Annotated in this window: 34 protein-coding genes and 2 pseudogenes; 35 read left to right on the forward strand and 1 reads right to left on the reverse strand. The window is 54.2% G+C overall.

Features of this window, described 5'->3' with window-relative positions; all coding sequences use genetic code 11:
- Position 1: 1 nt before the first annotated feature.
- The 25 genes and pseudogenes from VV089_RS06600 (at position 2) to VV089_RS06720 (ending at position 16608) form a co-directional block, all read left to right on the forward strand.
- Positions 2-514 (forward strand): GNAT family N-acetyltransferase, encoded by a 513-nt coding sequence (locus VV089_RS06600; RefSeq protein WP_016220793.1) that lies wholly within the window; start codon positions 2-4, stop codon positions 512-514.
- Between the two features lie 36 nt (positions 515-550).
- Positions 551-982, forward strand: coding sequence for a hypothetical protein (locus VV089_RS06605; protein ID WP_016220792.1), 432 nt, complete (start codon positions 551-553; stop codon positions 980-982).
- Between the two features lie 24 nt (positions 983-1006).
- The gene (locus VV089_RS06610; RefSeq protein ID WP_016220791.1) at positions 1007-1609 is read left to right on the forward strand and encodes an alpha/beta hydrolase; all 603 of its coding nucleotides are present in this window, start codon (positions 1007-1009) and stop codon (positions 1607-1609) included.
- 33 nt (positions 1610-1642) lie between these two features.
- Entirely contained in the window at positions 1643-2125 is a 483-nt protein-coding gene (locus tag VV089_RS06615) for a GNAT family N-acetyltransferase (protein WP_334335351.1), read from the forward strand.
- A gap of 20 nt (positions 2126-2145) precedes the next feature.
- The gene (locus VV089_RS06620; protein WP_016220789.1) at positions 2146-2907 is read left to right on the forward strand and encodes an MBL fold metallo-hydrolase; all 762 of its coding nucleotides are present in this window, start codon (positions 2146-2148) and stop codon (positions 2905-2907) included.
- Positions 2908-2918: 11 nt separating this feature from the next.
- Positions 2919-3470: a GNAT family N-acetyltransferase gene (locus tag VV089_RS06625; protein ID WP_334335352.1), complete on the forward strand. Its 552-nt coding sequence runs from the start codon at positions 2919-2921 to the stop codon at positions 3468-3470.
- Complete coding sequence (locus VV089_RS06630; RefSeq protein ID WP_016220787.1) at positions 3457-3903, forward strand: DUF6194 family protein; 447 nt, start codon at positions 3457-3459, stop codon at positions 3901-3903. The genes VV089_RS06625 and VV089_RS06630 overlap by 14 nt, the downstream gene beginning before the upstream one ends.
- A 32-nt stretch (positions 3904-3935) precedes the next feature.
- Complete coding sequence (locus VV089_RS06635; RefSeq protein ID WP_016220786.1) at positions 3936-4562, forward strand: CatA-like O-acetyltransferase; 627 nt, start codon at positions 3936-3938, stop codon at positions 4560-4562.
- Positions 4563-4900: 338 nt separating this feature from the next.
- On the forward strand, positions 4901-5062 hold the full coding sequence (locus VV089_RS06640; protein WP_334335353.1) for a hypothetical protein: 162 nt from the start codon (positions 4901-4903) through the stop codon (positions 5060-5062).
- Positions 5063-5220: 158 nt separating this feature from the next.
- The gene (locus tag VV089_RS06645; protein WP_022745080.1) at positions 5221-5373 is read left to right on the forward strand and encodes a hypothetical protein; all 153 of its coding nucleotides are present in this window, start codon (positions 5221-5223) and stop codon (positions 5371-5373) included.
- 172 nt (positions 5374-5545) lie between these two features.
- Positions 5546-5989, forward strand: a complete 444-nt coding sequence (locus VV089_RS06650; RefSeq protein WP_016220784.1) for a DNA-directed RNA polymerase sigma-70 factor — start codon at positions 5546-5548, stop codon at positions 5987-5989.
- A 144-nt stretch (positions 5990-6133) separates the two neighbouring features.
- Complete coding sequence (locus VV089_RS06655) at positions 6134-6304, forward strand: hypothetical protein (RefSeq protein ID WP_016220783.1); 171 nt, start codon at positions 6134-6136, stop codon at positions 6302-6304.
- On the forward strand, positions 6304-6672 hold the full coding sequence (locus VV089_RS06660) for a DUF7768 domain-containing protein (protein ID WP_334335354.1): 369 nt from the start codon (positions 6304-6306) through the stop codon (positions 6670-6672). Before VV089_RS06655 ends, VV089_RS06660 begins: the two co-directional genes overlap by 1 nt.
- Positions 6632-7027, forward strand: coding sequence for a DUF7768 domain-containing protein (locus tag VV089_RS06665; RefSeq protein WP_334335355.1), 396 nt, complete (start codon positions 6632-6634; stop codon positions 7025-7027). Before VV089_RS06660 ends, VV089_RS06665 begins: the two co-directional genes overlap by 41 nt.
- Positions 7017-7460 (forward strand): hypothetical protein, encoded by a 444-nt coding sequence (locus VV089_RS06670; protein ID WP_016220780.1) that lies wholly within the window; start codon positions 7017-7019, stop codon positions 7458-7460. Before VV089_RS06665 ends, VV089_RS06670 begins: the two co-directional genes overlap by 11 nt.
- A gap of 2 nt (positions 7461-7462) precedes the next feature.
- On the forward strand, positions 7463-8593 hold the full coding sequence (locus VV089_RS06675) for a DUF2800 domain-containing protein (protein WP_334335356.1): 1131 nt from the start codon (positions 7463-7465) through the stop codon (positions 8591-8593).
- Between the two features lie 4 nt (positions 8594-8597).
- A complete protein-coding gene (locus VV089_RS06680; RefSeq protein ID WP_334335357.1) occupies positions 8598-9152 on the forward strand; it encodes a DUF2815 family protein in 555 nt (184 codons plus the stop codon).
- Positions 9153-9227: 75 nt separating this feature from the next.
- Positions 9228-11019, forward strand: a pseudogene (locus VV089_RS06685) (DNA polymerase).
- Between the two features lie 72 nt (positions 11020-11091).
- On the forward strand, positions 11092-13467 hold the full coding sequence (locus tag VV089_RS06690) for a virulence-associated E family protein (protein ID WP_334335358.1): 2376 nt from the start codon (positions 11092-11094) through the stop codon (positions 13465-13467).
- A gap of 269 nt (positions 13468-13736) precedes the next feature.
- Entirely contained in the window at positions 13737-14018 is a 282-nt protein-coding gene (locus VV089_RS06695; protein ID WP_334335359.1) for a VRR-NUC domain-containing protein, read from the forward strand.
- A pseudogene (locus VV089_RS06700) lies at positions 13999-15365 on the forward strand (SNF2-related protein). The gene VV089_RS06695 and the pseudogene VV089_RS06700 overlap by 20 nt, the downstream one beginning before the upstream one ends.
- Positions 15343-15531, forward strand: a complete 189-nt coding sequence (locus VV089_RS06705; protein ID WP_334335360.1) for a hypothetical protein — start codon at positions 15343-15345, stop codon at positions 15529-15531. Before VV089_RS06700 ends, VV089_RS06705 begins: the two are co-directional and overlap by 23 nt.
- Entirely contained in the window at positions 15486-15827 is a 342-nt protein-coding gene (locus VV089_RS06710) for a hypothetical protein (protein WP_334335361.1), read from the forward strand. Before VV089_RS06705 ends, VV089_RS06710 begins: the two co-directional genes overlap by 46 nt.
- A 224-nt stretch (positions 15828-16051) precedes the next feature.
- Positions 16052-16252, forward strand: a complete 201-nt coding sequence (locus VV089_RS06715) for a hypothetical protein (protein WP_334335362.1) — start codon at positions 16052-16054, stop codon at positions 16250-16252.
- Positions 16253-16254: 2 nt separating this feature from the next.
- Entirely contained in the window at positions 16255-16608 is a 354-nt protein-coding gene (locus VV089_RS06720; protein ID WP_334335363.1) for an HNH endonuclease, read from the forward strand.
- Between the two features lie 55 nt (positions 16609-16663).
- Here the strand turns inward: VV089_RS06720 and VV089_RS06725 are convergent, their stop codons facing one another.
- Positions 16664-16882, reverse strand: a complete 219-nt coding sequence (locus tag VV089_RS06725; protein WP_016220769.1) for a SymE family type I addiction module toxin — start codon at positions 16880-16882, stop codon at positions 16664-16666.
- Between the two features lie 383 nt (positions 16883-17265).
- On the opposite strand from VV089_RS06725, the gene VV089_RS06730 reads away from it, so the two are divergent.
- From VV089_RS06730 to VV089_RS06775, 10 genes are all read left to right on the forward strand, one after another.
- Positions 17266-17469 carry a hypothetical protein gene (locus tag VV089_RS06730; RefSeq protein WP_155962118.1) on the forward strand — a complete coding sequence of 68 codons (204 nt, stop codon included), beginning with the start codon at positions 17266-17268 and terminating at the stop codon, positions 17467-17469.
- Positions 17447-18181: a phosphoadenosine phosphosulfate reductase domain-containing protein gene (locus tag VV089_RS06735; protein ID WP_334335364.1), complete on the forward strand. Its 735-nt coding sequence runs from the start codon at positions 17447-17449 to the stop codon at positions 18179-18181. Before VV089_RS06730 ends, VV089_RS06735 begins: the two co-directional genes overlap by 23 nt.
- Positions 18182-18448: 267 nt before the next feature.
- The gene (locus VV089_RS06740) at positions 18449-19585 is read left to right on the forward strand and encodes a hypothetical protein (protein WP_334335365.1); all 1137 of its coding nucleotides are present in this window, start codon (positions 18449-18451) and stop codon (positions 19583-19585) included.
- Positions 19586-19587: 2 nt separating this feature from the next.
- A complete protein-coding gene (gene dcm / locus VV089_RS06745) occupies positions 19588-21216 on the forward strand; it encodes a DNA (cytosine-5-)-methyltransferase (protein WP_334335366.1) in 1629 nt (542 codons plus the stop codon).
- Positions 21217-21252: 36 nt separating this feature from the next.
- A complete protein-coding gene (locus tag VV089_RS06750) occupies positions 21253-21732 on the forward strand; it encodes a phage terminase small subunit P27 family (protein ID WP_334335367.1) in 480 nt (159 codons plus the stop codon).
- Positions 21732-23279 (forward strand): terminase large subunit, encoded by a 1548-nt coding sequence (locus VV089_RS06755; RefSeq protein ID WP_334335368.1) that lies wholly within the window; start codon positions 21732-21734, stop codon positions 23277-23279. The genes VV089_RS06750 and VV089_RS06755 overlap by 1 nt, the downstream gene beginning before the upstream one ends.
- Before the next feature lie 130 nt (positions 23280-23409).
- Entirely contained in the window at positions 23410-23721 is a 312-nt protein-coding gene (locus VV089_RS06760) for a hypothetical protein (RefSeq protein ID WP_334335369.1), read from the forward strand.
- A gap of 16 nt (positions 23722-23737) precedes the next feature.
- Positions 23738-24322, forward strand: a complete 585-nt coding sequence (locus VV089_RS06765) for a flavodoxin family protein (protein WP_334335370.1) — start codon at positions 23738-23740, stop codon at positions 24320-24322.
- Positions 24323-24390: 68 nt separating this feature from the next.
- The gene (locus tag VV089_RS06770) at positions 24391-25695 is read left to right on the forward strand and encodes a phage portal protein (protein WP_334335371.1); all 1305 of its coding nucleotides are present in this window, start codon (positions 24391-24393) and stop codon (positions 25693-25695) included.
- Between the two features lie 283 nt (positions 25696-25978).
- Positions 25979-26689 (forward strand): head maturation protease, ClpP-related, encoded by a 711-nt coding sequence (locus tag VV089_RS06775; protein ID WP_334335372.1) that lies wholly within the window; start codon positions 25979-25981, stop codon positions 26687-26689.
- Positions 26690-26854 lie beyond the last annotated feature (165 nt).

A 26854-nucleotide genomic window follows, 5' to 3' on the forward strand; every position in this document is an offset into this window, starting at 1 on the left:
AGTGATTTGTAAAATAAGAAAATGGGATTTGGCGGATGCGGCGGATTTGGCGGCGGCTCTTTCCAATAGAAAAATACAGGATAATCTTAGAGATGGGTTGCCGTATCCTTATACGGAACAAGACGGAGTGGATTTTATTTCTGCTATGCTGTCTGCTGATGAAAATGAAACATTTGCTTTTGCCATAACTGCAGATGGACGGGTGGTGGGAAGTATCGGTGTTTTCCGTCAGGGGAATATCCACAGGCAGACAGCCGAGCTGGGATATTATATTGCGGAAGGATACTGGGGAAAAGGGATTATGACAGAGGCTGTAAAACAGGTCTGCAAATATGTTTTTGAGAAAAGTGATATTCTCCGTATTTATGCAGAGCCATTTGCGTATAATACGGCATCCTGCCGTGTCCTGGAAAAAGCAGGTTTTCAGTATGAGGGGACGTTAAGAAATAATGCGGTAAAAAACGGGAAAGTGATCGATATGAAAATGTATTCTCTGTTGAAAGAGGAAGTATAGATTTTAGAATTTGGATTGGGCATTGTGGAGACTAGAATGGAGAAAAAAGTGTTAATATGGGAACCATGGTTCTTCATGGCTTTTGGGCTGTTCCATCTGCATAGGATATGGGGAGTGATAGACAGAGATTCTTATGCCGGGTTTTGGATGGGCATATTAGGAAGTAAAGGGCCGTTTTACTTTACGCTGATGGGAGTATTGGCAGGATTGTGCGTTTTAGGAATCTTTACTTTTACGAAATGCCGGGGTAACAACTATTGGTGGAGATGGATATATCTATTTGGCGGCGCTTATGTGCTATTTGATCTATATGCGATTGCGTCTGGATTGGAATTTTGGAATAAACTTTTGTTGTGGATGTTTGATGTAGATTCGATTTATTGGAATGCGGTATGGTTATTCTTTGTATTGCTTGGTGGGTTTAGCTTTCTATTAGGGATGAAACTATTAAAGCAGAGAAAAGGATGATTTTGGCTATATGGAGGCAATTTTATGGAAAAAGTAATTTTATATATTCATGGAAAAAATGGAAGTTATATGGAAGTTGAACAGTACAGGAAAAATTGTATTGGCTTTGATATGGTTGGGATAGACTACCAGGATGATGTCCCGTGGGTTGTGCAGGATCAGATTCGGGCGGCATACGATAAAGCCTGTGAAAGATATAACCATATTTATATCATTGCGAATAGTATAGGAGCTTACTTTGCAATGCACGCATTACAAAATTGTGATATTGAGAAGGCTTTCTTTATATCGCCTGTACTTGATATGGAAAGGCTTATACTGGATATGATGGGGTGGGCAGATGTATCGGAGAGGGAACTGTGCGAAAAGGAGGAAATTATTACTGATTTTGGAGAAAAGCTGTCATGGACATATTTATGTTTCGTCAGGGATAATCCAATAACATGGAATATTCCTACGGAGATCTTATATGCAGGAAACGATACCCTTATATCCCGTCAGACAGTGGACATGTTTGTCAGTAGTCATCATGTGGCTCTTACTGTGATGGAAAATGGGGAGCATTGGTTTCATACAGATAAACAGCTTGCCTTTTTAGATGGCTGGATGAAAAGGGTAATATGTTAAAATGATAGAAATTGGAGAGAAAGAGGCAGCCAGATGAGGAATGTGGATTTTCGTATGGAGTTGAAGCGGGCGGAATGTCCCGTAAAGGTTGCGGAGATCGTGGAGAAGACAATAAGGGCCGTCTATCCCCATTATTATCCTTCTGGGGTAGTACAGTTTTTTCTGGATCTGCATAACGAGCGGAGGATAAGGGAAGCGCTTGCCAGGGAAGATATTTATTTTGCGGAGGTGCAGGGGGAAATTGTGGGAACCGGGAGCATCCGGGGGAATGAAATCTGCAGGCTGTTTATCTTACCGGAATGCCAGGCAAAGGGGTATGGAAACAGGCTGATGGATTTCCTGGAAGATATGGTTTTCAGGAAATATCAGGCAGTACATATTGATGCGTCTTTTCCGGCGGAAAGTATGTATTTGAAACGGGGATACCGGATAAAAACCTATGAGAAGATTGAGACAGGGGGCGGGGATTATCTCTGTTACCATACAATGGAAAAGGCGGCAGATGGAAAGGGATAAAGATTTTCAGGAGGGAACAGATGGATAAATGGTTTACGGTTGACAGGATAGACGAGGATACTTATATCATCAGCGAATACCGGCATTGGGAGGAAACACATTGTTATCTGCTGAATGGTTCCGGGCGGAGCCTGCTGATCGATACGGGGCTTGGGATCTGTAATATTTATGACGAGGTGGTGAAGCTGACAGACCAGCCAGTTACGGCTGTTGCCACGCATATCCATTGGGACCATATCGGAGGGCATAAATATTTTCCGGATTTCTATGCCCATGAAGAGGAACTGGGGTGGCTGTCGGGCGGATTTCCTTTGCCTATGGAAACGGTCAGGGGCATGGTAGTTGACCGTTGTGAACTGCCGGAAGGTTATGATGTGGGCAGCTATGAGATGTTCCAGGGGAGACCGTCCATGATTCTGCACGGCGGGGAAGAGATTGACATTGGCGGGAGGATGATAAAGGTGCTTCATACGCCGGGACATTCACCGGGGCATATGTGCTTTTGGGAACCGGAGCGAGGATACCTTTTTACAGGGGATCTGATCTACAAGGATACCTTGTTTGCGTATTATCCATCTACAGATCCGGGAGCTTATCTTTCCTCACTGGAAAAGATGGCGCTTCTTCCTGTGGAAAGGGTGTTTCCGGCGCACCATTCCATGGATATCCAGCCGGAGATCATCGGCCGTATGAGGGATGCTTTCCGGGGATTGAAGGAGAGCGGGAAACTGCGTCATGGGAGCGGAACTTTTGATTACGGAGACTGGGCGGTCTGGCTGTGATGGGGGTATTTATGAGGGATGAAGGCAGGATGGAGACAGAAGATATTATTCTAGGAAAGGCAAAATATGAGGATTGGAGATCGATATACCGGAATGTGTGGTCAAGGCCGGAAACAGCAGAATATATGGTATGGAAAGTGACGGCTGATGAGGATGGGGCCAGGGAGAGGATACAGAGGACAATCGCGTGGCAGGAAACCCATGATGCGTGGCTGGTCTATGAGAGGGGCAGCGGGCAGGCCATTGGTTTTGCCGGAGTGGAGGAAACAGAGCCGCGTATTTTTCATGAGACTGGTATTGCCCTGGGGCCAGAGTATGTGGGAAGGGGATATGGGAAACAGATTCTGCGTTTATTGATGGAATACTGTATTTCTTTAGACGGGCAGGAATTTTATTATTCTACACGGGCAGGGAATCTTGCTTCAAGGGCACTGGCCTTATCCTGTGGATTGACTTATCAGTATTCGGAGCGGAGGACAGACCAGCGCAGTGGGAAAACTTATGAATTGGAGATTTATAAAAAGGATTTGGAAAGTATAGGGGTGGGATATGAAGCCGGATGAGATATTGAAGTATTGTCTGGAAAATCTGGAGGGCAGCGTCCTTGTGGAGAGCTGGGGAGAAAAGGGGATTTTTTATAATCCCGGACGTGTGCTGAAAAGGGGCGTGTACATATTGACGGTCAAGGAGAAGGACGGGGATAATGATAAAGGCTCTAAGCTGGACAGGCCGGGGGTTTACCGGGTGAACCTGGGTGTCCGTAAGGATACGTTTGTGAAGCTGTTCGGGGCTGTGCCAAAACGTCCGGGGGCAGGCGGGGTTGTGGAAATGGATTATGATTTTTCTGCGGCTGACTGTTTTTTGCCGCATCCGGTCTATGCGTGGATGGGGTGGATGTGTGTGCTGAACCCATCGGAAGAGACTTTTGAGGCTTTGAGGCCGTATATTCGGGAAGCATATGAATACGCAAAAGAGAAATTTGCCAAAAGAAAATGAAATGTGTGGGGAAACAAAAGGGAGGAGCTGGGATGAATACTTATCAGGTGATAGACGAGAAAAATTGGGAGAGGGCCATGCACTGTATAGTTTTCAGGGGAAGCGTGGAGCCTGCTTTCTGTGTGACATTTGAGGCGGATATCACGAATTTCCGGCGGAAGGTGAAGGCGCAGGATCTTTCTTTTACGCTTGCGTTTGTGTATGCGGTATGTAAATGCGCGGATGAGATTGAAGCGTTCCGGTATCGTTTTCTGGATGGGAAGGTGGTTCTTTTTGAGCATATTGATACTGCGTTTACTTATCTGAATCAGGATACGGGGCTGTTCAAAGTGGTCAATGTGCCGCTTCGGGGCAGTATCCAGGAATATGTGGAGACGGCGGGGAGGATTGCAAGGGAGCAGAAGGAATATTTTACAGGCCCTCTTGGAAATGATGTGTTCCAGTGTTCGCCTATGCCGTGGATTACCTATACGCATATTTCACATACCAATTCCGGAAAAAAGGATAATGCGACGCCTTTGTTTGACTGGGGGAAGTATTATGAGAAGGATGGTAAGATTGTCATGCCCGTATCGGTCCAGGCTCATCATTCTTTTGTGGATGGGATACATGTTGGACAGTTTGTGGATAGGCTCCAGGAATATTTGGATTCATTTTAGGAGCGGAGGTTGGATTTTATATATAGGATTATGTCAATAACACGGCCAGATGAAGGTATCACGGTTTGATCTGGATCTGGATATGGATTTGATCTGGGATAGCGCGTAAATATGTGCCGGGATGGAGGGAGAGAGGTTCAGGAGATTTATAGGCATGGGCGGCGGTTTGGACGTGTTTGTGATAGGACGGAAGAGATAGACGGAGGCACATGAGGAAGAAGGCTTTCCTGACGGGAAAGTGTTGATAGAAATTTGACAGGAGGTAGACAATGAGACAATCGCCAGGTTAGAGCCCCGGCAGCCAGGAACCGGGGCTGTATACGAGGAGGTGGACATGAATGGAGAGACTGAAATGCCCAAGGTGCGGAAAGCGTATTATGGATATCTGCACGGAATCCCCGAAGCCAGTGGAGGCACAGACCAGGTGCCCGAACTGCAATCATATTGTTACGGTGTACTGGGAACCAAAGAGTGAGAAGAAAAAGCAAAAGAAAAGATAGGTACATAAGCGGGACGGCTTCTGCGAGGGTGCGGGGGCCGTCTTTTTTTGCGTTGTGGTGTTTATCCTGCGGGAAATGGGGAATACTTGGATTATGCATGGAAAATTATGGCATGGATGCCGTGCCGCTGTCCCTGTAGTGGCAGGAAAGGAGGCGGCGTGGGGGAAAAGAAGGTCTGTCCGCTGTGCGGCAGGAGGCTCCTGGACGTGAGGCGGGACCGGGCATATGAAATTGCTTTTGAACTGCGGTGTCCGCACTGCGGGAAGATTGTGAGGATTGTGCTGCCAGCCCGTGCAGGATTGAAGAACTGAATGTATTTTTACGACCGAGCGAGTGGGACCGCATAGTGTCGAGTCACCGAATGGCCGGAGTAAAGCTAGGAATTAAGTAGCTTACTCCGGCCTTTTTTGGTTTTACGGAATTGTCCCGCATAGAGCTTCCGGCGTTTCTGGCTTTACGAAGGCGTAAAGAAAGGAACGCTTTATGTCTGGAAAGAGGATCGTTACCATCAGGTCTGGGAATGAGGAAGTGAGGATGGAGGTCACGGAGGAAGAGTACCAGAGGTATTTCCGCCCGTGGTGGAGGCAGAAGAAGAGGGAGCAGAGGAACCGGGAGGCGATGGAGGAAAAGGGGTATACGGAGGAGTCTTATGAGGAATGGAAGGAGAACGACATGAGGAATGAACTGTTTGCGGAGGATACGGAGGAACTGGCGGAGAAGAGGATGCTGCTGGGGGTATTGAAGGACGCTCTGGATAACCTGCTGCCGGAAGAAAGGGAGATAGCGGAGAAGGTGTTTGGGGAGGAAATGAGTGTCTATGAGTATGCGAGGGTTAGCGGGAAGAACCGGCGGACGCTGGATTTCCGTAAGAATAAGGTGCTGGAAAAGCTGCGCCGCTTTTTTCGAGAGAGGGGGATAGATGTGTGATATGGGGGCGTTCGACAATATTTTTTGTCTGTGTCGAATGGTTTTTGAAAAAGTTTTAGGATTTCGTTGCCTATTTTAAAAAAAGTGTCATTACGGCAGTGAAGGGGATAGATACGACAGCCCCGGAAAGGAGGGATGAAGGCAGTGGAAAGAGAGAATACGCAGGAGCTTATTGGTATCCTGCAGGCGATCAGCATTGTGGCCAAGAGCCTGGCGGTGAAGCTGATGCAGATTGAGAAAAGTGTGCAGGCGTATGAATCCGGTGCGGCGGCAGTGGCCGGCAGACGGAAAGCGAAGAAAGGATGGAAGTGGTGATGCGTAAGAAGGTGTTTATCTGCAGCCCTTTCCGTGGGGACATGGAGGGGAATGCAAGGAAGGCGGCCGGGTACTGCCGGGCGGCCTGCGAGAGAGGGTTCCTGCCGGTTGCGCCGCATCTTTTGTTCCCGCAGTTTCTGAATGAGGGGATCGAGGCGGAGCGGCAGGCGGGGCTTGCCATGGGGCTGGAGCTGCTCCTGTGCTGTGACGAGGTGTGGGTGTTCGGGGAGGCCACGGAAGGGATGGCTTCGGAGATCGCTTTTGCCGCAGAGCATGGGATCGGGGTGAGGTTCATGGAGCCGGAAGGCATGGAAGGAGGGAACGGGCATGGAGATGGTGCTGGTTTTGACGCATCTGACGGGGAGTGAGGAGCTGGACCGGCAGAGGGCGGAGGAATACTGCCGGTATGCGGCCCATAAGGGGAAGATCCCGGTGAGTCCGTTCCTTTGTTTCCACGGGATTTTCAAGGATGAGCTTGGGAGCGCTGTGGAGGGGATTCTGGTGTCCAGGCTGATGGAGAAAGCGGACGGGATCTGGGTGTTCGGCTTTGAGAGGGGCGAGCGGCGCAGGCTGATGGAGGCGGAGGTACAAAAGAGGTACGGGGAGAAGGCGCAGTATTTCAGCCGCCCGGAGATTGGGAAGGAGATGCTGGTGTGCGCCATGTACTCCGAGGAACTGATAGAACGATTGGAAGATATGGAGGGATTGCAAGATGGGAAGTGAATTGTTGAGGATCGCGGACGGGTTTTCCATGGTGGCGGACGGGCTTAGGGGGCTTGCCGGTATGGAGTGGAACGGTGCTGCTGATACGGCGGAGAAGGATGCGGCTGTGACGGAGGCTGATGCTGTTGTGGATACTGCCGGGAAAGCGGGAGAGGCCGGGGATGCCGTGGAGACCGGTGCTGCGGAGGCCGGGGATTCTGGTTCCGGGAAGGGGCAGAAGGCCGGGGAAGCGGATAAGAAGGTGGATAAGAAGGCGGCGGATTCTAAGAAGGCTGTGGCGATTGAGGATGTGCGGGCGGTGATGGCGCAGAAGACCCAGGAGGGGAAGTCGCAGGGGATCAAGGAGCTGCTACAGAAATACGGGGCGGTGAAGCTGTCCGGGGTGGACCCGGAGCATTACCCGGCGCTTTTGAAGGAAGCGAAGGTGCTTTGATTATGGGGAGACATGCGTTGTTGTCGGCGTCTTCTTCTAGGCGGTGGCTGAACTGTACGCCGTCCGCAAGGATGGAAGAGCAGTTTGCGGAAGAGACGGGAAATAGTGTGTATGCGGAGGAAGGGACTGCCGCCCATGCCCTTGCGGAGCATAAGCTGAAACGGTGCCTGAAACGGAGGTCCAAGCGTCCGGTGTCGGATTACCAGTGTGACGAGATGGAGGAATGCACGGACGGGTATGTGGCTTATGCCATGGAGCAGGTGGAGCTTGCCAGGCAGGAGTGTAAGGACCCGGTGGTGCTGATCGAGCAGCGGCTGGATTATTCGGCTTATGTGCCGGAGGGGTTCGGCACAGGGGATCTGTTGATCGTGGCGGACCGGGTGCTGACGGTGGTTGATTTGAAGTACGGGAAGGGCGTTGCGGTGGATGCGGAGTGGAACCCGCAGATGATGCTGTATGGGCTGGGCGCTCTGGAGCTGTTCGGGGCGATCTATGATATTGAGACAGTGCGTATGGCTATTTATCAGCCGCGGCTGGAATCGGTGAGTACCTGGGAGATTTCCGTATCTGACCTGATGGAGTGGGTGGATAAAGAATTGAAGCCCAGGGCGGCCCTTGCCATTGCGGGCGAGGGGGAGTTTCGGAGCGGTTCCTGGTGCCGGTTCTGTAAAGCGAAGAATACCTGCAGGGCGCGGGCGGAGGGATTTTTGAGGCTGGCGCAGATGGAGTTTAAGGTTCCGGCGCTTTTGACGGATGACGAGGTGGCGGAGGTCTTGAAGGCGGCGGACGAGCTGGCCAGGTGGTCTGCGGATGTGTATGCCTATGCCCAGGACGAGGCTGTGTCCAAGGGGAAGAAGTGGGCCGGGTTCAAGCTGGTGGAGGGCAGGAGCTGCCGGAAGTATACGGATGAGGAAGAGGCGGCGGAGGCGGCTGTGGCTGCCGGGTATGAGGATATTTATAAGAGGTCGCTGATCGGGATTACGGAGATGGAGAAGCTGATGGGTAAGAAGAGGTTTGCGGAGGTCCTGGGGAAGCTGGTGTATAAGCCCCAGGGGAAGATTACGCTGGTGCCGGAGTCGGATAAGAGGCAGGAAGTGTTGGCGACGGCGGAGGCGGATTTTAAGGAGGAATGAATTTATGAGTAACGAAAATGTAAGTTTGACAAAAGTGATCGTACCTTGCAGGTTTTCTTATCTGCACTGCTGGGAGCCTAATGCGGTGAATGACGGGGACCCGAAGTATTCGGTGTCGGCTATCATTCCGAAGTCGGACACGGAGACGATTGGGAAGATTCAGAGGGCGATTGAGCAGGCGAAGAAGGATTCGGTTTCCAAGTGGGGCGGGAAGGTCCCGGCGAATTTGAAGCTGCCGCTGCGGGACGGGGATATTGACCGGCCGGAGGATGAGGCTTATGCGGACAGTTATTTCTTTAATGCAAATAGTAAGCAGACGCCGCAGGTGGTGGATAAGAATGTGCAGCCGATCCTGGACCAGTCGGAGGTGTATTCCGGGTGTTATGGGCGGATCAGTGTGAATTTTTACGGGTTCAACAGCAACGGGAACCGTGGGATCGCGGCGGGGCTGGGGAATATCCAGAAGCTGCGGGACGGGGAATCTTTGGGTGGGAGGACGAACGCCGAGGATGATTTTGACGCGGTGGAAGTGGATGACGAGGAAGATTTCCTGGGATAGGTTTGTGGGGGCGGCGGGGGACTGCCGCCCGTTTCCCGCTGGGGAGAATTACAGGAGGAAGGGAGCGGTGGTGTTATGGGACGGATTTTAGGGATTGATATTAAGACGTTCAGTGATGTGGATTTGATAAAGTGCGGGGTTTACGCTTATGCGGACAGCCCTGCTTTTGAAGTCCTGCTGTTTGCCTATTCGTTTGACGGTGGGGAGACCAGGGTGATAGATCTGGCGCAGGGGGAGGTGCTTCCGGGGGATGTTGTGGAGGCGGTTTTTGACGGTTCTGTGGTGAAGACGGCGTTCAATGCGAATTTTGAGCGGACGTGTCTTTCTAAGTATTTCGGGCGGTATCTTCCGCCGGATTCCTGGCACTGCAGCGCGGTCCAGGCGGCTGTGCTGGCGCTGCCAAGGTCTTTGGAGGACGTGGGGGCGGTGCTGGGACTGGACGAGCGGAAGATGAAGGAGGGGAGGGAGCTGATACGGTATTTCTGTGTGCCTTGTAAGCCTACGAAGGCCAACGGGGGCAGGAGGCGGAATCTGCCGTGCCATGCGCCGGAGAAGTGGGAGGTGTTCAAGCGTTACTGCAGGAGGGACGTGGATGTGGAGAAGGCCATACGGCGGAAGCTGGGGAAGTTCCCGATACCGGAGGGGGAGATGGAGGTGTACCGGCTGGACCAGCGGATCAATGACCGGGGCGTGCTGGTGGATATGGGGCTGGTGCGGCAGGCGGTGAGGTGTGAGCGTCTGCATAAGGAGGTTGTGACGGAGCGGGCATATGAGCTTACTGGGCTTGAAAATCCCAACTCTGTGGCGCAGTTGAAGGGCTGGCTGGGGGAGAACGGGGTGGAGGCGGAGAGCCTGTCCAGGAAGGCGGTGGCGGAGCTGATCGAGGGGGCGGACGGGGAGGCTGGTGCAGGTGCAGAATCTCCCGCAGAACCATCTGCCGGATCTGAAGCTGGCGAGGGGGCTTGTGAGGGAGGGGAGGTTTGAGGATGTGGAGATGCTTTACGGTTCCACGCCGGAGGTGCTTTCGGAGCTGATACGGACGGCGTTTGTGCCGGAGGAGGGGTGCCGGTTTGTGGTGGCGGATTTTTCTGCGATTGAGGCGCGGGTGCTGGCGTGGCTTGCGGGGGAGACGTGGCGGCTGGAGGTGTTTTCTTCCCATGGGAAGATTTATGAGGCTTCGGCGGCCGCTATGTTCCATGTGCCGGTGGAGGAAGTGACGAAGGGTTCCCCTCTGCGGCAGAAGGGGAAGATCGCGGAGCTTGGCCTGGGGTACGGCGGGGCTGCGGGGGCGCTGATTTCTATGGGGGCTTTGGATATGGGGCTTTCGGAGGAGGAGCTGCCGTCCCTGGTGGCGGTATGGCGCAGGGCGAACCCGCATATCACGCAGTTTTGGTGGGATGTGGATAAGGCGGCTGTGGAGGCTGTGGTGAAGAGAACGAGGACACGGGCGGGGAGGATCGCGTTTGAGTACAGGAGCGGGATTCTGTTTGTCATGCTTGCGTCCGGGCGGAGGCTGGCGTATGTGAAGCCGAGGATGGGGGTGAACAGGTTTGGGCGGGAGGGCCTGACTTATGAGGGGATTTTGGAGAATAAGAAGTGGGGGCGGATTGAGACTTACGGGCCTAAGCTGGTGGAGAATATCGTGCAGGGGACGGCCAGGGATTTATTGGCGGAGGCTATGCTGCGGGTGGAGAGGAAAGGCTATCCCATTGTGATGCACTGCCATGATGAGATCATTGCGGAGGTGCCGGAGAGGACCGGCTCTGTGGAAGAAATGTGCGAGATGATGGCGGTCTGCCCGTCCTGGGCGGAGGGGCTGCCGCTGCGGGCGGACGGGTATGAGTGTGGGTTTTATCAGAAACAGTAGGAGGACGTTTTTTATGGGGTACGGGAATGATGCGGGAAGGAAATTGACAGGGGAGAATGGGGGTATGTGTGTATGAAGGTTTTTGTTTCTACGGGCAATTCGAGGATGGAGAAGCGGTGGAACGGCGGGGAGATGGAGCTGGAGGATTTTGTCCGGAGGATTTCCCGGACGGTGCGGACGGCGGAGACGGTGGAGCAGTACCGGAAGCTGTCCAAGGCGAGGCAGGATTCCATTAAGGACGTGGGCGGTTTTGTGATGGGGAAGTTGAAGGGCGGCAGGCGGAAGAAGGACTGTGTGGTGTTCCGGTCCGCGCTGACGCTGGATATGGACCATGCCGTGGGGGATGTACCGGAGCAGATGGAGTTGTTTTTTGATTTCCGGTGTCTGATCTATTCTACGCATAAGCATACGCCGGAGGCGCCCAGGTTCCGGCTGGTGATTCCTTTATCTAGGAATGTGTCGCCGGACGAGTACGCGGCGGTGGCGCGGAAGGTGGCGGAGGATATCGGGATGGAGCTGTTTGACGATACCACTTATGAGCCGTCCCGCCTGATGTACTGGCCGTCCACGTCTGCGGACGGGGAGTTTGTGTTCCGGGATGTTGCGGGGGAGATACTGGACCCGGATGTGGTGCTTGCAAGGTATAGGGACTGGTGGGATTCTTCGGAGTGGCCGGTGAGCGGGCGGCAGCAGGCGGTGGTATTGAGGGAGATGAAGAAGCAGGCGGACCCGCTTGGGAAGGAGGGCGTGGTTGGGGCGTTCTGCCGGACGTATTCGATTGAGGAAGCGGTGGAGGTGTTTCTGGCTGATGTGTACCGGCCGAGTGTGATGCAGGGGCGGTATGATTATGTCCCGGCGGATTCCCAGGCGGGGGTGGTGGTCTATGAGGGGAGGTTTGCTTATTCCCATCATGCCACGGACCCGGCCTGCGGGAAGCTGATGAATGCTTTTGATATGGTGCGGATTCACAGGTTCGGGGAGCTGGACGTGAGGGCTTCGGAGGATACGGAGGCTTGTAAGCTGCCGTCTTTTAGGGCTATGAGTGAGTTTGCGGTTAGTGACGAAAGGGTGAAGCTGACGCTGGCGGAGGAACGGGCGGAGTCTGCCAAGAGGGAGTTTTCCGGGGAGGATGACTGGCGCAAGGGGCTGGAACTGGACCGGCAGGGGAAGGTGAAGGACACGCTGGATAATCTGGTGCTGGCGATCCGGCATGATGAGGGCCTGCAGTCTATCGCTTTTAATCTGCACAGGGACGGGATTGATGCCGGGGAGGGTCTGCCCTGGAAGCAGATCAAGCCGGGGTGGAATGATTCTGATTTTGCGTCTTTGAAGGTGTATCTGAATAAGGGGTACGGGGTGTATGCGCCCACGAAGACGAAGGACGCTCTGCTGGCTGTGGCTTCGGAGCGGGCATACCATCCGGTGAAGGAGTATCTGGATGCCCTGCCAGAGTGGGACGGGGTGAAGCGGGTTGACACGCTGCTGGCGGACTATCTGGGGGCGGAGGATTCCGCATATACGAGGGCGGTCATTAGAAAGACGCTGGCGGCGGCCGTGGCGAGGATCTACCAGCCGGGGACGAAGTTTGACAGTGTGTTGATTTTAAACGGGCCGCAGGGGATCGGGAAGTCCACGCTGTTTGCCAGGCTTGCGGGGGCGTGGTTTTCGGACAGCCTGACGCTTACGGACATGCGGGATAAGTCGGGGCCGGAGAAGCTGCAGGGGTACTGGATTCTGGAGCTGGGGGAGCTTGCGGGGATGAAGAAGACGGACGTGGAGACGGTGAAGTCTTTTCTTTCCAGGGTGGATGACAAGTACCGGGCCAGCTATGGGCTGAATGTGGAGAGCCACCCAAGGCAGTGCGTGATCGTGGGGAGTACGAACACGGAGAGCGGGTTTCTGCGGGACATTACCGGGAACCGGCGCTTCTGGCCGGTACGGGTAAATGGTGAGAGTGTGAAGAAGCCATGGCAAATTTCCGGGGAAGATGTGCTGCAGGTATGGGCGGAGGCGAAGGCTGTCTATGAAGGCGGGGAGCGGCTGTACCTGGAGGGGGAGGTTGCGGCCATGGCTGTGTCCCAGCAGGCGGAGGCTATGGAGACGGATGACCGGGAAGGGCTGGTGCGGACGTATCTTGACACGCTCCTGCCGGAGAACTGGGATTCCATGAGCCTGTATGACCGGAGGAATTTTCTGAACGGCAGCGAGTTTGGAGAGGAACGGCAGACTGGTACGGTGCGCCGGATGATGGTGTGCAATATGGAGATCTGGTGTGAGTGTTTTGGGCGGGAGTCCTCTGCGCTGAAAAAGATAGATTCCTATGAGATCAGCGGCATTATGCGGAAGATTGAGGGATGGGGGAAGTATGCGGAGACGAAGAACGGGATGTCCGGTTTTCCGATTTACGGGAAACAGAGGGCGTATGTGCGGGAACGAGACGGGAAATAGGTGGAACAAGTCTGTCTGTGGTGGAACAAGGCAGAACGGAACCAGCGGAACAAGAGGGAGTTTGTTCTGACGGTAGTTCCCATACAGGGGATTCTGTAAAATCAAGGGTTGCGGGGCAGGCTGGAACAAGGGAACAAGAATCTCTTAGTGGGGTATGGGTAATAAGAAAAAGAAGCGGTTTTGTACGTGATATATACACGTATAAGGTATAAGGGATTTTTTGTATCCATGTTCCGGGCTTTGTTCCGTGACGGGACGGAGGTGTATGGATGCGGGAGAGTGAGATTGAACGGCGGCTGGCCGTATCGTTGAAGCGGCTGGGCGGCATGGCGGTGAAGTTCGTTTCGCCCGGATTGGATGGGGTGCCGGACCGGATTGTTTTGTTGCCGGGAGGGAAGGTTGCTTTTGTGGAGCTGAAGGCGCCTGGGAAGAGATTGAGGCCGCTGCAGGAGAAGCGGAAGAGGCAGTTGGAGGGACTGGGGTTTCCGGTCTATGTGATGGACGGGGTGGAACAGATTGGAGGTGTGCTGGATGAGATATGTTCCCCATGAGTATCAGGAGTATGCGAAGGAGTTTATCATCAGGGAGAGGGTGAGCGCGCTGTTTTTGGACTGCGGGCTTGGGAAGACGGTGATCACGCTGACGGCGGTGTGGGAGTTGTTGTTTGATTATTTTGATGTCCGGAAGGTGCTTGTGGTTGCGCCTCTGCGGGTGGCGAGGGATACCTGGGGGGGGAGCTGGAGAAGTGGGAGCATCTGTCCGGGATTGGGATGTCAAAGGTGCTGGGGCCGGAGAAGGAGCGGCTGGCGGCTTTGGAGCGGGAGGCGCAGGTGTATGTCATCAACCGGGAGAATGTGGAGTGGCTGGTGGATTCCGGCAGGTGGGATTTTGACATGGTGGTGATTGATGAACTGTCTTCTTTCAAGTCCCATAGGGCGAAGCGGTTTAAGGCTTTGAAGAAGGTCCGGCCGAGGGTGAGGCGGATTGTGGGGCTGACCGGGACGCCTGCACCGAACGGGCTGATTGACTTGTGGGCGGAGATTGGGCTGCTGGATATGGGGCAGAGGCTGGGGCGGTTTATCGGCGGATACCGGGAACGGTTTTTTCTGCCGGATAAGCGGAGCAGGCAGATGGTATTTTCCTATAAGCCCAGGGACGGGGCGGAGGAAGCGATTTATGGATTGATCTCTGATATCTGTATCAGTATGAGGGCTTGTGACTATTTGGATATGCCGGAGTGTGTGTATAACTGGGTGGAGGTTTCCATGAGCGGGAGGGAGATGGAATTGTATGAACGGCTGGAGAGGGATATGCTGCTGCCGTTTGCGGACGGGGATATTGATGCGGTGAACGCGGCGGGGCTTTCCAATAAGCTGCTGCAGATGGCGAACGGGGCGGTCTATGACGAGAACGGGAAGGTGAAGCGTATCCATGACCGGAAGCTGGAAGCGCTGGAGGATCTGATTGAGGCGGCGAACGGGAAGCCGGTGCTGGTGGCGTATTGGTATAGGCATGACCTGGAGCGGATACGGGAGAGGGTTGGGGCGGTGGAGCTGGACACGGCGGAGGATATGCAAAGGTGGAATGCCGGGGAGGTCCCGGTGGCGGTGATCCATCCGGCTTCTGCGGGGCATGGGCTGAACCTGCAGGCGGGAGGCTCCACGCTGGTATGGTTCGGGCTTACCTGGTCTTTGGAGCTGTACCAGCAGATAAACGCAAGGCTGTGGCGGCAGGGGCAGGAGGATACGGTGGTGGTCCACCATCTGATAGCGAAGGGGACGCTGGATGAGCGGGTGATGGCGGCCCTGGAGAGGAAGGACTGCGGACAGGCGGCGCTTGTGGATGCGGTGAGGGCGAGGATTGGAGGCGGAAAGGATGGAGATAGAGAAGCTGTTTAAGGAATACCGGAGCTGGAAGAAGGATATGGGGCTTTTGGAGTTTGAGCTGTCACGGTTTGAGGGTGTGCCGTATGAGGACGTGATAAGGAGTATGTGTTTGGGGCAGCCCCAGGGGAGAAGGTGCAGGGCGGCGGGACTTCGGATAAGACGGGGAATACGGCGGTGAAGTACCGGCAGGTGAAGGAGCGGCTGGATGATGACTGGTTCGAGTATCTGCTGGGGCGGTATCAGGCGGTGAAGGAAGAACTGGAGTTTTTTGAGTATGCCGTGGGGCAGTTGAGCGGGAGGCTGCCGGAGGTGGTACGGGACATGGTGGTTGATGAGATGACATGGCGTGAGATGGCGGAAAAGTATAATGTGAGCGAGACGATGATAGCAAAGTACAGGAAAAAGGCTTTGGCGGAGATGAAGGAGTTGTACATGATACGGGAGAAGACGGTGGGGCGGTTCCTTCTGGAATGATTGGCGGGCTTTGGTTTAGTAATGGTTGGGTAATGGTTTAGTAAAGGTACGGTAAGGGTTTATTGAAAGTTTATTGGAAGCTGTGGTATTCTTAGAATGCGAAGAACTGTAAGGAGCTCTGTGGATATGTCCATGGGGCTTTTTCTTTTGTCTTTGCAGGGCAGCGGGCTTCATCCTTTCACCGCTGCCTTTTTTGAGATTGAGGGGATGGAAAGGAGATTTTGATGGATTGTTTTGCGGTATGCAGGAATGGGTACTGTGGCGTGATTGGAAGGCAGTGCCAGGGGAAGTCCTGCGGTTTTCATAAGACGAAAGAGGAACAGGAGCGGTCTTTGGAGAAAGCGAGGGAACGGTTAAGGAGCCTGCCGGAGCATCAGCAGGATGCCATAGCGGATAAGTATTACGGCGGAGTGAGGCGGTGGTAGTCATGCCGAGGAGACCGAAGAAGCCGTGCAGGCATCCGGGATGCCCGAAGCTGACGGACGGGGAGTTCTGTGAGGAACATGCGGCACTGCACAGGGCTGACCGTGTGGATGCTTCCGGGCGTGGGTATGACGGCAGGTGGCGGAAAGCGAGGAAAAGTTTTTTGAAATGGCATCCGCTGTGTGAGAAGTGCAAGGAGAAAGGGCGGTTCGTGAAGGCGGAGGTGGTTGACCATATCGTGCCGCACAGAGGGGATGAGAAGCTGTTCTGGGATGAATCGAACTGGCAGGCGCTTTGTAAAAGCTGCCATGACAGTAAGACTATGACCGAAGACAGATATCAGGAATATAAGTATTGACAGCAAAAAGGCCCTGGGAAATTCCAAGGCTTTTTGCAGTGTTCTTGAATGCAGGTTAAGCGGGACATTCCGATTCCGGCGGCGCAGGGTGGATGTGTATGGAGCCTTCTTCATAATCCACCTGCAGGCGGTCCCCGATGTGGAAGCCGAGGGATTCCAGCCAGTTTCCTTCTATCTGGATTTTAGGTGTCCGGATGTATTTGGTGTCGTCAAAAGGGTTTTTGGGATAGGTAAGACGTGAGGAAGTGATTACTTTGATCAGCTTTGATTTCATAGACATGTGCCTCCTTTGGATTTGGTGTGGTGCTGACTACTATTTTACCGGGGAACCGTGTGGATCTCCAGTAAAATTTGGCCGGTGATCTTCACAAAGATTTTTTCCGTGAGCTGTAGGTTCTGCCGGGAGCCGGAGGGGAGGGGCGGTGTGAATCTCCAGAAGCCGTCCCCCTGGACACCGCCGCCCCCTCAAATGTGAATTTTCGCAGAAATTGGCAGGGGGGATAGGTGGCACATTATCCCGGTATACATAAATGCGGGATTTATAAGGATTTCCGGGGGTGGAGCGGTTCCGGGAGCCTTTATAAATCCTGCATTTTGGGGCTGAAAAACTGTCGGAAAAGGGTGTTTTTTTGGCTCTTTTTATTTGGGGGTGAAGATATGACGAAGGAACAGGCGGAGCGGATTAGGGAGCTTCGGATGCAGGGGAAGGGCTATAAGGCTGTGGCCTCTGCCGTGGGGCTGTCCCGTGACATTGTGCGGAATTACTGTAAGGCGAACGGGATGGAAGGTTATGGGGAGGCTGTGAGGCTGAACCTGCAGAAAGAGATGGCGGAGAAGAGTGCCGCCATGCCGGGTGCGTGAGGACGGCGGAAAGGAAAAGCTGTATGCGGCTTCGCTGTCCGGCGGGAAGGATTCCACGGCTATGCTTCTGCGGTTGGTGGAAGAAGGCTGGCCTTTGGCCTTTGTGATGTTCTGTGACACGGGGCTGGAATTTCCCCAGATGTATGAGCATGTGGGGAGGCTGGAAAAGGAGCTGCCGGTCCCGGATTCTCCCTATGCGGATAAGCCGGGGATGAGCTGGGCGGGGCCTAAGAACCGGTGGTGTACTTCTATGTTGAAGACGGCGGTGATTAATAAATACCTTTCGGGGCTGCGGAAGCGGTATGAGGTTGTGCAGTATATCGGCATTGCGGCGGATGAGCCCCAGAGGGTGAAGGAATACCGGTATCCCCTGGTGGAGTGGGGGATGACGGAGAAGGACTGTCTGGCTTACTGCTATGAGCGGGGGTATGACTGGGGCGGGCTGTACCGGCTGTTTGACCGGGTATCCTGCTGGTGCTGCCCTCTGCAGGGGCTGGAGGAACTGCGGACGCTGCGGCGGGAGTTCCCGGAGCTGTGGGAGCAGCTTCTGGAATGGGAGGCGCAGACATGGCGGAATTTCCGGAAGGATTTTTCTGTGGAGGAACTGGAGATCAGGTTCCGGTTTGAGGAAGAGCGGGTGCGGGAGGGAAAGCGTATCCGGGGGAAGGAATTTTTCCGGGAACTGCGGGAGCGGATTAGGGAGCATGGGTGATTCATGCTTTGGATTATATGGATAATGTGGCAGTGGGAGAAGCTGTGGGCAGCAGGTCTTTTGGTTGAGCCGGGGACGGCTGTAGGCAGTGTTATTCTTACAGGTAGAGAGCCAGACGGACATGCTGGCATGTCTATTTGGAGACTGCTGCGAGGGAAAAATACCTTGTAGCCTGCTATGGGGTATTTGGATTTGGTTTAATGTGCTGCCGGTGCGGATTTTTCCGTGGGGCATGGCGGCGGGGGTCTGCGGAAGGGGAGGTGCAGGATGGAACGGGTTGCGGTGATTGATGCGGATTTGATTGGAAGGAGGAAGCACAGGTTCCCGAACCTTGCCTGCATGAAGCTGTCGGGATACCACAAGGGGCGCGGGGATGATGTGGCGCTGAAAACGGATTATGAGGGGCTGGACGGGTTTGACCGGGTGTATGTGTCGAAGGTGTTCACGGATACGGAAGTGCCGGAGGGTGTCCTTGGGATGGGGAATGTGTCTTATGGAGGGACGGGGTTCTTTTATGACAGGGCGCCGTCTCTGCCGGAGGAAGTGGAACATTGTATGCCGGACTATCATCTGTACGACGGGTGGGTGCAGGGGAGGCTGGATGCCGGGGCGAAGCGGAGTGATTTTCAGTTTTATCTGGATTATTCTATCGGGTTCCTCACAAGGGGGCGTTTCCGGAAGTGTGCGTTCTGTGTGAACAGGAATTATGACCGGGTGTGTATACACAGCCCCTTGGAGGAGTTCCTGGACCCGGAGCGGAGGAAGGTGTGCCTGCTGGATGACAATTTTCTGGGGCATCCCCGTTGGAAGGAGATGCTGGACGCATTAAAGCGGACGGGGAAGCCTTTTCAGTTCCGGCAGGGGCTGGACGAGCGGCTTCTGGATGACGGGAAGTGCCGGGAGCTGTTTTCCAGCCGTTATGACGGGAATTATACGTTTGCCTTTGATGACGTGGGGGACGCTGGGCTGATTGAAAGGAAGCTCATTCTGGTAAGGAAGCATACGGACGTGCGCCTGCGGTTTTACTGTTTCTGTGGGTTTGACCGGGCGGACGTGTGGGATGGGGATTTCTGGGCGGATGATGTTTTCGGACTGCTGAAACGGGTGGAGATTTTGATGAAATACGGGTGTCTGCCTTATGTGATGCGGTATGAGCGGTACAGGGAGAGTCCGTTCCGGGGGATGTATGTGACCATTGCGAGGTGGGCGAACCAGCCGGGGCTTTTTTATAAAAAGAGCCTGCGGGAGTTTGGGGAGATGAATGGCAGGCAGAGCGCCTGTTTTAAATATCTGGAGGATTTTGAGCGGCGGTTTCCGGAGGCCGCTTATTTTTATGACCTGAAATTTGGGGAAATGGGTGCTGATGGGATGTGCGCCGGCGGAAAAAGCGGGGAGGTGGTCTGATTATGGGGCGGCTTACGTTTCTGGATATCTGTTCGGGGATTGGCGGATTCCGGCTGGGGCTGGAATGGGCCGGGCATAAGTGTATTGGGTATTGTGAGTATGATAAGTTTGCGAGGGCTTCTTATGAGGCCATGTATGATACGGAGGGGGAGTGGAAGGCGTATGACGTTACAGAACTTAGATCGGGGGATGTCCCATATGCAGATATCTGGTGCTTTGGATTCCCATGCCAGGATATCTCTATTGCGGGAAAGCAGAGGGGGCTTAGAGGAAAGCGAAGTGGGATCTATTACAGCATTATTGACCTCATCAAAGGCAAAGAGGAAGGTGATAAGCCCACATACTTACTTGTTGAGAACGTTAAGAACCTGTTATCAGTCAATGGAGGATTCGATTTTGCCGAGGTTCTGTCTGAAATGGACGAAGCAGGGTATGATGTGCGGTGGCAGGTGCTTAACTCCAAGGATTTCGGAGTCCCCCAGAACCGGGAGAGGGTATTCCTTATCGCAGTTCTTAGAAGCAGAGGTGGACGGGAAGTATTACCTGTCACCGGAGAAGACGGCGGAGCTCTTAAAGAGGTTATAGGCGGGATGCAGGGATACCGGGTGTATGACCCGTCGGGGATTTCGGTGAGTATCGGGGCCAGCGGCGGGGGTATGGGCGCGAAGACCGGGCTTTACTGCGTGGGGAATGTGAACCCTAGCGGGAAGGGGATGAACGGCTGTGTCTATGATGCCAGGGGGCTTGCGCCGGCTGTCACTGTGAACAAGGGCCAGGGGAGCAAGGTGTTTGTGGACCAGACGCTGAACCGTCCGAAGGTTACGGAGGTTGCCCGGTGTTTGGTGGCACAGTATAATGCCGGGCTTACGAATTATGGCAATTCGGGGGTGTTGGAAACCGCAGGTTGGGAAGCCGTGAGCGGGGACGGCGGCATGGCGGGAGCCAGGGCGGTGCTGACGCCGGACCGGGTGGAGAAGAGGCAGAACGGCAGGCGGATGAAGGAGGCCGGGGAGCCGATGTTCACGCTGACGGCGCAGGACCAGCACGGGATTTATCTGCCGGAAGAGGCGGGCGGGGGTGCGGAGCCAGAGATGGCGCTGCCTGTACGCAATGCTACGAAGCAGGGATATGATATGGCGTATCCGGGAGACGGGATTGTGCTGTCATATCCGAAAAGTGAATCCAGGCGGGGCCGGGTTGGAAAGGGCTGTTCGCAGACGCTGGATACGGGGTGCATGATGGGGACGGTGACGAGGTGCGGGAGGATACGGAGGCTGACGCCCCGGGAGTGTTTCCGCCTGCAGGGGTTCCCGGATGGGCTGTATGAGCGGGCGGCGGCTGTCAATTCGGAGACACAGCTTTATAAGCAGGCCGGGAATGCGGTCACGGCGACGGTGGCTTATGCGGTTGCCATGGCCCTGCCGGAGAGCCGGGAGCTTCTGGCGCAGATGGAGGCGGTGTGGGAAGAGTTTGGTGATTCCGTGGAGAAAATGGAAAGTAGAAATTTTGATGATTCTGTATCAGGTACAGAGTGGGATGATTTTGGAGATATGGAAATGGAAGATGCGGCAGGGGAAGTTCCGGGGGATTCCGTGGCGGAGCCTGGCGGGGATTTTGATTTTTTGGATTAGATGGTGCGTGAGCCGGTACGGAGGGAGGTGAGTGCGGTGGCGCAGAGAGGGCGGAAGCCGAAGCCTACGGCGGTGAAGGTGCTGGAGGGGAATCCTGGGAAGCGGGGGCTGAATGCGGGGGAGCCGAAGCCGGAGAAGAAGGCCCCCAGGTGTCCGGCATGGCTGGAAGCGGAGGCAAAGAAGGAATGGAAACGGATGGCGAAGCAGATGGAGCGGCTTGGGATTCTGACGGAGATTGACATGGCGGCTTTTGCGGGATACTGCCAGGCGTATGCCAGGTGGAAGGAAGCGGAGGAATATATTTCAGAGCATGGGGCGATCATGGAGACGCCTTCCGGGTACTGCCAGCAGGTCCCGCAGGTGTCTATTGCGCAGACTTATCTGAAGATCATGAACCGGTTCTGTGAGCAGTTCGGGCTTACGCCTTCTTCCAGGAGCCGGATTGTGGCGGATGCCGGGGAGGATAAGGAGAGCGATGCCATGGAGCTCCTGTTGTTCAAGGGAGGCGGCGGATAGTGTTTGACGAGGCGAAGGCGCAGAGGGCGGTGGAGTTTATCCGCTGCCTGAAACATACGAAGGGGAGATGGCGGGGACAGGCGTTTGACCTGCTGCCGTGGCAGGAGACGATCATCAGGGACGTGTTCGGGACGGTGAAGGAGGACGGCTTTAGGCAGTATAATACGGCCTATGTGGAGATCCCGAAGAAGAACGGGAAGTCGGAGCTGGCGGCGGGGGTGGCACTTTACATGACCTGCGGGGACAATGAGTGGGGCGCGGAGGTTTACGGCTGTGCTTCTGACCGGCAGCAGGCTTCCATTGTGTTTGACGTGGCGGTGGACATGGTGGAGCAGTGCCCGGCGTTAAAGAAGCGGATCAAGCCGGTGATGTCGGTGAAGCGGCTGGTGTATAAGCCGACGAACAGTTTTTACCAGGTGCTGTCTGCGGAAGCGTATACGAAGCACGGGCTGAATGTACATGCGGTGATCTTTGACGAGCTGCACAGCCAGCCGAACCGGGAGCTGTTTGACGTTATGACGAAGGGTTCCGGGGATGCCAGGACACAGCCTTTGTTTTTTCTGATCACTACGGCGGGGACGGACCGGCATTCGGTCTGTTTTGAGCAGCATCAGAAGGCGGAGGATATTTTGTGCGGGCGGAAGGTGGACCCGACGTTTTATCCGGTGATTTATGGGGCGGCGGATGATGCGGACTGGACTTCGGAGGAAGTGTGGTATCGGGCGAACCCGTCTTTGGGGTATACGATTGATATTGGGAAGGTGCGGAATGCGTGTTTGAGCGCCAGGGACAATCCGGCGGAGGAGAATATTTTCCGGCAGCTTCGGCTGAACCAGTGGGTGAAGCAGTCTACACGGTGGATGCAGATGGAGAAGTGGGATGCCTGTGCTTTTCCGGTGGATGAGGGGGAGCTTCTGGGGCGTGAGTGTTATGGCGGGCTGGATCTGTCAAGTTCTATTGATATCACGGCTTTTGTGCTGGTGTTTCCGCCCAGGGATGATTCGGAGCGGTATGTGTTCCTGCCGTTTTTCTGGATACCGGAGGAGAACATGGTGCGGAGGGTGCGGCGTGACCATGTGCCTTATGATGTGTGGGAGAGGCAGGGGTTTCTGGAGACTACGGAGGGGGATGTGATCCATTATGGGTTTATTGAGCGGTTTATTGAGGAGCTGGGGAAGCGGTTTCATATTAAGGAGATTGCTTTTGACCGGTGGGGAGCGGTGCAGATGGTCCAGAACCTGGAGGGGCTTGGGTTTACGGTGGTTCCGTTCGGGCAGGGGTTCAAGGATATGTCGCCGCCTACGAAGAGGCTGATGGAGCTGGTTCTGGAGAGGAATGTTGCCCATGGCGGGCATCCGGTTTTGCGGTGGATGATGGATAATATTTTTGTGCGGACGGACCCGGCGGGGAATATCAAGCCGGACAAGGAGAAGTCTACGGAGAAGATTGACGGCGCTGTGGCGGCGGTTATGGCGCTGGACCGGGCGGTAAGGAATGGCGGGAGTACGGGGAGCGTGTATGATGAGAGGGGGATTTTGTCCCTTTAAGATTCGGCTTTTAAGAATCGCTAAATTAAATATAAAAAGGGACTTGAACAAACGCCTTAAACATGATATTCTATAAAAGGGATTTGAACAGATGCCTTAAATATTAATACATGTAGAAGGAGATTGGTTTATGAGAGTTCAATTTAGTGTAGATGATATGCAATGGAACAAGCTGGAAGAATTATCTAAAAAAGCAGGATATCCAGATGTACCAAGTTATTGTAAAGATGTTGTTTTAGAAGATAGGACTTATGGAAATCTATGGAAGACTGTTGTAGATAAAATTTCTAGGATGGAGAAGGATACAGTATTTGCATTGAGAGATCTTATTGATACTCCACCAGCTAATCTTGGTGTGAAGCTATTTGAACATCAAAAAACTTTGGGGATTCAAGTGCAAAAAAAGGATAGCTTAAAGACAAATACCTTTAAAAAACTATAATTTGGAGGGTTTATTTATGAAGAATATTGTGGTTGTGATGGGCGGAGGCCGTCCCAAGGGGAATACGGCGCAGCTTGTGGATGCGTTTGTGAAGGGCGCAGAGGAAGCAGGGCATTTGGTGGAAAAGGTGTCGCTGTTGAAAACGGAGGTAAAGGGCTGTCTGGGGTGTAATGCCTGCAGGTATGGGAAGCAGTGTGTTCAGAAGGACGGGTTCAATGAGCTGGTTCCGAAGATTAAGGGGGCGGATTTGGTTGTGTTTGCGTCGCCTCTGTATTTTTGGACGATATCTTCAAAGTTGAAGGCTTTTATTGAGAGGTTTTATTGTATTGCGGAGGAAGATGCTGACCCGCCTTATGGACGGTATGAGAGGTATCCGGTGAAGGACAGTGCGCTGCTTATGACATCGGCGGATGAATTTTTCTGGACTTTTGAGCAGGCGGTGTCTTATTATCAGTTTGCGGTTGTCAATTATATAGGTTTCCATGACAGGGGGATGGTATTGGCCGGTGGCTGTGGAGATACGAACGGGAAGCCGCAGATTGATAAGACTGGGCATCTGCGGGAAGCGTATGAGTTTGGGAAAAATCTTTATAGGGACTGAAATACTTACATGAAATGGCATCTCTTCGGAGGTGCTTTTCTTTTGTTCATTTTTAGCAGGAGGTGTGTATGGGGTTAGCGTCGATTTTGGGTATCAGGGGAGCGAGGGATAAGCCGGAGGACAGGTACAGGGGGCCGGCTTATTCTTTTTTCTTTGGAAGAAGCAGCAGCGGGAAGGTTGTGAATGAGCGGACGGCCATGCAGGCTACGGCGGTCTATTCTTGTGTGCGGATTCTGGCGGAGGCTGTGGCGTCTCTGCCGGTGCATTTGTACCGGTATGCGGGGAAGGGGAAGGAGCGGGTGTATGACCATCCTTTGTATTATCTCCTGCATGACGAGCCGAACCCGGAGATGACTTCTTTTGTGTTCCGGGAGACTTTGATGAGTCACTTGCTGATATGGGGGAATGCTTATGCGCAGATTATACGGGACGGCGGGGGCCGGGTGCTGGGGCTGTATCCGCTGCTGCCGGACCGGGTGGAGGTTGACCGGGACGGTAAGGGGGAGATTTTTTATGTTTATGACCGGTACAGTGACGAGAATCCGAATTTTGGGGAGTACGGCAGGGTGTGTCTTCGGCGGGAGGATGTGTTGCATATCCCCGGGCTTGGGTTTGACGGGCTGGTGGGGTATTCGCCTATTGCCATGGCTAAGAATGCGGTGGGGATGACGCTGGCCTGTGAGGAATACGGGGCGGGGTTCTTTGAGAACGGGGCCACGCCGGGAGGCGTTCTGGAGCATCCGGGGGTGTTGAAGGACCCGGCGAAGGTGCGGGAGAGCTGGCACGCTGTTTACGGGGGTTCTAAGAATGCGGGGAAGGTTGCTGTTCTGGAGGAGGGCATGAAGTACCAGCAGATTGGGATTCCGCCGGAGGAGGCGCAGTTTCTGGAGACCAGGAAGTTCCAGGTGGATGAGATCGCCAGGCTGTACCGGATTCCGCCGCATATGGTTGGGGATCTGGATAAGAGCAGTTTTAGTAATATTGAGCAGCAGTCTTTGGAGTTTGTGAAGTATACGCTGGACCCCTGGGTGGTGCGGTGGGAGCAGTCGCTGCAGAGGGCGCTTTTGCTGCCCCGGGAGAAGCGGGAGTATTTTGTGAAGCTGAATGTGGACGGGCTTCTGTGGGGGGATTATCAGAGCCGGATGACCGGGTATTCTGTGGGGCGGCAGAATGGGTGGCTGTCTACGAATGATATCAGGGAGATGGAGGATATGAACCCGATCCCGGCGGAGGAAGGCGGGGACTTGTATCTGGTGAATGGGAATCTGTGTAAGTTGAAGGATGCGGGGCTGTTTGCGGGAAAAGGGCAGACGGGGCAGGAGCCGCCGGACGGGAGGCAGTTTCGGCAGGGGGATTCCGGGCTGGGGCTGTGAGGTACGGATATTTAGAAAGTGGAGTGTTCCGGCTTTCATGGGCGTGGCGCTGTAGAGATGAACCGTGGTAAATGTTGTTTGGCGGATATGGACGGCAGGTTTCGGGATTTGCTGTGTTAGGATTTGTGTGAAGCGGAAGAGATAGAGTAGAGAAGTAGAGGGAGAAGGGCATACAGGGAGTTTTGGGAGCTGGCAGGCGGGTGTATCTGCTGGCTTTTTTGTGTGCCGGTTTATATGGGAACCGGTGGGAAGTTTTGGAAAAATCGGAAAGTGAGGTGCAGGGATGAAGCGGAAGTTTTGGAACTGGGTACGGAATGAGGCGGACGGGGAGAGGACGCTGGTTTTGAATGGGGAGATTTCGGATGAGACCTGGTATGGGGATGAGGTTACGCCGGCGCTGTTCCAGAAGGAGCTGGACGCAGGGACGGGGGATATTACGGTCTGGATCAATTCTCCGGGAGGGGATGTGTTTGCGGCGGCGCGGATTTATAACATGCTGATGGAGTATAAGGGAGACGTGTGGGTGAAGGTGGACGCTCTGGCGGCTTCGGCGGCGTCTGTGATCGCCATGGCGGGGACGGAGGTCCTGATGTCTCCGGTGGGCATGATGATGATCCACAATCCCATGACGATTGCCATTGGGGACAGTAAGGAGATGCAGAGGGCGGGGGAGATGCTGGACGAGGTGAAGGAGAGTATCATGAATGCCTATGAGATTAAGACGGGCATGAGCCGGGCCAGGATTTCCCACCTGATGGATGCAGAGAGCTGGTTTAACGCAAGGAAGGCGGTGGAGCTTGGGTTTGCGGACGGGGTTCTGCATGGGAGCGGTACGGAGGATAAGGCCAGGAGTGGGGAGCCGGAGGGCGTGATGTTTTCGCGCATGGCGGTGACTAATTCGCTGCTGTCTAAGCTGATACCGGAGCATAAGGAAACGGAGAAGAAGGTTCCGGTGGAGCAGTTGGAAAAGCGGCTGGGGCTTTTGCGGCATTGAGGCGTTATGGCATTGAGATGTTAAGGCTTTGAGGTGTTGAGGTGTTAAGGCATTCAGACGCTGGGGCCGTTAAGATATTGAGACGTTGACGCTTTTAAGACAGTGTGGTTTTTGGTGAGGTTATGGGCTGCGGCGGTTCGGGAATCCTGGGAGCCGGGAGATTTG

Origin of the sequence: Candidatus Merdisoma sp. JLR.KK011 (genome assembly GCF_036941125.1) — a bacterium.
GTDB lineage: Bacteria > Bacillota > Clostridia > Lachnospirales > Lachnospiraceae > Laedolimicola.

What these genes read in the sequence shown, in the direction of transcription:
- VV089_RS06670 (WP_016220780.1), top strand. Translation starts at nt 7,017, where the DNA reads ATGGGAAGTGAATTGTTGAGGATCGCGGACGGGTTTTCCATGGTGGCG.
- VV089_RS06625 (WP_334335352.1), top strand. Translation starts at nt 2,919, where the DNA reads ATGAGGGATGAAGGCAGGATGGAGACAGAAGATATTATTCTAGGAAAG.
- VV089_RS06765 (WP_334335370.1), top strand. Translation starts at nt 23,738, where the DNA reads ATGAAGAATATTGTGGTTGTGATGGGCGGAGGCCGTCCCAAGGGGAAT.
- VV089_RS06740 (WP_334335365.1), top strand. Translation starts at nt 18,449, where the DNA reads ATGGAACGGGTTGCGGTGATTGATGCGGATTTGATTGGAAGGAGGAAG.
- VV089_RS06660 (WP_334335354.1), top strand. Translation starts at nt 6,304, where the DNA reads ATGCGTAAGAAGGTGTTTATCTGCAGCCCTTTCCGTGGGGACATGGAG.
- VV089_RS06635 (WP_016220786.1), top strand. Translation starts at nt 3,936, where the DNA reads ATGAATACTTATCAGGTGATAGACGAGAAAAATTGGGAGAGGGCCATG.
- dcm (WP_334335366.1), top strand. Translation starts at nt 19,588, where the DNA reads ATGGGGCGGCTTACGTTTCTGGATATCTGTTCGGGGATTGGCGGATTC.
- VV089_RS06610 (WP_016220791.1), top strand. Translation starts at nt 1,007, where the DNA reads ATGGAAAAAGTAATTTTATATATTCATGGAAAAAATGGAAGTTATATG.
- VV089_RS06640 (WP_334335353.1), top strand. Translation starts at nt 4,901, where the DNA reads ATGGAGAGACTGAAATGCCCAAGGTGCGGAAAGCGTATTATGGATATC.
- VV089_RS06675 (WP_334335356.1), top strand. Translation starts at nt 7,463, where the DNA reads ATGGGGAGACATGCGTTGTTGTCGGCGTCTTCTTCTAGGCGGTGGCTG.
- VV089_RS06650 (WP_016220784.1), top strand. Translation starts at nt 5,546, where the DNA reads ATGTCTGGAAAGAGGATCGTTACCATCAGGTCTGGGAATGAGGAAGTG.
- VV089_RS06695 (WP_334335359.1), top strand. Translation starts at nt 13,737, where the DNA reads ATGCGGGAGAGTGAGATTGAACGGCGGCTGGCCGTATCGTTGAAGCGG.
- VV089_RS06730 (WP_155962118.1), top strand. Translation starts at nt 17,266, where the DNA reads ATGACGAAGGAACAGGCGGAGCGGATTAGGGAGCTTCGGATGCAGGGG.
- VV089_RS06705 (WP_334335360.1), top strand. Translation starts at nt 15,343, where the DNA reads ATGGAGATAGAGAAGCTGTTTAAGGAATACCGGAGCTGGAAGAAGGAT.
- VV089_RS06620 (WP_016220789.1), top strand. Translation starts at nt 2,146, where the DNA reads ATGGATAAATGGTTTACGGTTGACAGGATAGACGAGGATACTTATATC.
- VV089_RS06665 (WP_334335355.1), top strand. Translation starts at nt 6,632, where the DNA reads ATGGAGATGGTGCTGGTTTTGACGCATCTGACGGGGAGTGAGGAGCTG.
- VV089_RS06680 (WP_334335357.1), top strand. Translation starts at nt 8,598, where the DNA reads ATGAGTAACGAAAATGTAAGTTTGACAAAAGTGATCGTACCTTGCAGG.
- VV089_RS06615 (WP_334335351.1), top strand. Translation starts at nt 1,643, where the DNA reads ATGAGGAATGTGGATTTTCGTATGGAGTTGAAGCGGGCGGAATGTCCC.
- VV089_RS06605 (WP_016220792.1), top strand. Translation starts at nt 551, where the DNA reads ATGGAGAAAAAAGTGTTAATATGGGAACCATGGTTCTTCATGGCTTTT.
- VV089_RS06775 (WP_334335372.1), top strand. Translation starts at nt 25,979, where the DNA reads ATGAAGCGGAAGTTTTGGAACTGGGTACGGAATGAGGCGGACGGGGAG.
- VV089_RS06760 (WP_334335369.1), top strand. Translation starts at nt 23,410, where the DNA reads ATGAGAGTTCAATTTAGTGTAGATGATATGCAATGGAACAAGCTGGAA.
- VV089_RS06725 (WP_016220769.1), bottom strand. Translation starts at nt 16,882, where the DNA reads ATGAAATCAAAGCTGATCAAAGTAATCACTTCCTCACGTCTTACCTAT.
- VV089_RS06715 (WP_334335362.1), top strand. Translation starts at nt 16,052, where the DNA reads ATGGATTGTTTTGCGGTATGCAGGAATGGGTACTGTGGCGTGATTGGA.
- VV089_RS06720 (WP_334335363.1), top strand. Translation starts at nt 16,255, where the DNA reads ATGCCGAGGAGACCGAAGAAGCCGTGCAGGCATCCGGGATGCCCGAAG.
- VV089_RS06690 (WP_334335358.1), top strand. Translation starts at nt 11,092, where the DNA reads ATGAAGGTTTTTGTTTCTACGGGCAATTCGAGGATGGAGAAGCGGTGG.
- VV089_RS06770 (WP_334335371.1), top strand. Translation starts at nt 24,391, where the DNA reads ATGGGGTTAGCGTCGATTTTGGGTATCAGGGGAGCGAGGGATAAGCCG.
- VV089_RS06630 (WP_016220787.1), top strand. Translation starts at nt 3,457, where the DNA reads ATGAAGCCGGATGAGATATTGAAGTATTGTCTGGAAAATCTGGAGGGC.